Source organism: Halomonas sp. A3H3 (genome assembly GCF_000982975.1).
Lineage (GTDB): Bacteria > Pseudomonadota > Gammaproteobacteria > Pseudomonadales > Halomonadaceae > Vreelandella > Vreelandella titanicae.
Genome location: NZ_HG423343.1, coordinates 3,728,716 through 3,731,507, shown reverse-complemented (window position 1 = coordinate 3,731,507; position 2,792 = coordinate 3,728,716). Strand labels below are relative to the sequence as shown.

General features: G+C 46.1%; 1 protein-coding gene. It reads right to left on the bottom strand.

Going from position 1 to position 2,792, the window contains the following annotated elements; translation table 11 throughout:
• Window positions 1–2,792: hypothetical protein (locus tag HALA3H3_RS16705; protein ID WP_053857020.1), on the bottom strand; the 2,792-nt coding region annotated here is incomplete at both ends.

Below are 2,792 nucleotides of genomic sequence, written 5' to 3'. Positions count from 1 at the left end.
CTGCGGCTGCGGCTGCGGCTGCGGCTGCGGAGCAGTGTCGTCGGACTGCTCTATCGAAAGCACTAGTTGGTTATTTTCCCAGACCTCTTCATACCCCTCAGGCGACGCAGTCAACCGAAGGGAGTCGACGTCAGCCATCTGGCCTACCTGCATTTTCACTACGTGTTGCTGGCCAGGAGCAAGCGATGAAAGCGCCAGAGCATTCTCACCGGTTTCCAGCAACAGCTCGCCTGCACCTACCGAAACCTGAGCAAAAGTTGCAGGTACTTCAATCTCTAATAAGTTTGCTCCAGATGCCCGATCACCCTCATTGAGCACGGTGATTTCTACCATTCGCATGCCGTTTGCATTCGGCGCACTCACCGCATGACTGAGGGAGATATCAGTCACACCTGTAATTTGCAAAGGCGTATTGTCAACCGCCAGCACTGGGGCAGTTCTCTCACCGACCAATTCCGCACCTAGGGTATAACTACCAGGTGGCAAATGCGTCGTCGAAAACGTATAAGATGATTTTCCTTCACTAATGGCCTCTATAGTCTCAAGTGGCAACCGCGTCTCACTTTCGCCATCCGGTGTCGCGAAGAAATTAACATTAGCCGCTGTTTCGTCGTTTAGGGTGACATCCAACGCCACGTCGACAGTATCGCTTGCCGAATCAAACGTCACTGCTCCGATAGTCAATTCGGGCGGCGTGAGCATGTCGCTAGCATAGTAGTCAACTTCACCCAGATCACTGGCTGATATCACTTCAATATCCCATATACCGCTTCTGGGCTCATGGAGTGCAACGTGCCGAGATCCCGTACCGTTTAGATCATCCACCAGTACAATGTTATCGTACTGATCGAAGTCCTGCTCATGGATCCGATCACCTTCGGGCGTGATCACCACAAGTTGTGCATCATCAACCTCAGGCTCCCAACTTGCCGATAGAATCACGACACCCATTTCGGGCTCCAGCATCCAACTTCCAATTAGCTCAATTTCTTTATCACCCAGCTTGGTAAACTCACCATCAAAACTATACTGGAAGCCATTCTGATAAGTGTAAGTGGCCCATTTCCAACCAACCTCAAACTTACCCCATGCCGCAATATAGTCATTAGAGTAATCACCATCTTGAGTATAATGAAATCTTGCATTTCCATCTAAACCTATGCCACCCACTAATGGAATGCTTTTAGGAATATTAAGGCCCAATTCCCCACTAGCATCGAGCGTCAATATACCTTTGTACTCCGGGCCAGCAGCTATAAGATCAATTGTCGGCTGTGCAAAATTGTCTAAAGCTGGAGCATCCCAGTATTGAGAAAAAGCCAGCTTCCCCTTAACAATATCATTAAGCAAAGAAGCTTCCAAATCGGCATTAAAAGAACGGTTTGCCAATCCCAAGTCTACCCTGCCGTTCAAACTCATCAACGTATATTCAAGCACTGCACTTGAATCTATTCCAAACCATTTTTCAGCTGTTCCAACTAGCTTACTAAGTTTTTCGTCTATTTTTTTCTCTTCATGAGAAGGAAAAAGATCCTTAACCTGTGAAGAAATTTCAAAATAACCACCATAATTACCTTTCTCAATGTCACCGTTTAACGCTCCCTTCAAAGGCGAATTAACATTGGGAGGTGTCGCTAATGCAAGATCTACTCCTAGTCCATAACTCCAATTACCCGCAGCTCCATTTTCACCACTCAAATTATTAAGGTTAATCTCACCACCTGTAAGCTTCAAGCCAGTTGTCGCCAATGGAATATTTAATCCATTCACCCCCATCGTTAAACTATCAAGTGCTAACGGATCCCATTCTGCACCAATGTCGGCATGAACTTTTACTGAATTCAAAACAGATGGTAATTGAACCCCAAAACTTCCTCCAAAAGATTTATTAATCGTATCTAATGATAGAGAAGCATTAGTGAACCACGGTGAAAATCCAGCATTAGAATTTATCGACTCTGCTTCATAAGTTAAATCACCTACGATATCCCATTTCCAGCTATCTTTATCTGGCTGAATACGAATGTACTTATCACCTTCTTGCCCCCAAACCTGAGCATCGCCTACCAAATCCAACGTCAGGCTGCGCTCGATACCAAATAAACGCAACTGGTTGCCCAATGCGCCTCCCCATGAAAGCTCTCCTTTACCTCTCAAATAAAAGGCATCTTCGTGAATGTCATAATTTGCGCCAATATGCGAAAGAGAAAAATCCATGGCGTCGCCTGACAGGGTCAGTTTAAGAGGAAGAGAACCATCTCCATCTAGCAACCATTTATCACTCTGCAACATAATGCCTGCAGCATCTACCGAAAACATAACTGGCGCATCATTAGTACTAAGGGAACTGAACTGATCCGAAAACCGCAAATCACCTTCTAGCAAAAGTTTATTTTCCGTCAAGCGTAAATCTGACATCAAGGCCTCAACCATGCCTCCAAAACGATGGCTGGTGTTACTGTCGCGGTCATTAAATTCAGTAACAGCTAACGACTGGGCATCGACTCTAAAAGAGCCTTCGAGCAATGGTGCATCGTGCGCGGCCGCTCCATAAATGTCGCCATCCACCCAGAGATCATTGCCTGCAACCTCAACGCTGCCATTTTCAACCCTGAAAAGCAGTGCATTGGTATCCTGGTGAAATACTTTAACCACTGCTCCATCAGCACTGGTAAAACTCCCATCTACCTGCGTCTGCCAAGCTAGGTCTGAAACTAGCGTGAGCTTACCCACGTCAAGAGAAGTTTCTGGTTCTTCTGGTTCTTCTGGTTCTTCTGGTTCTTCTGGTTCTT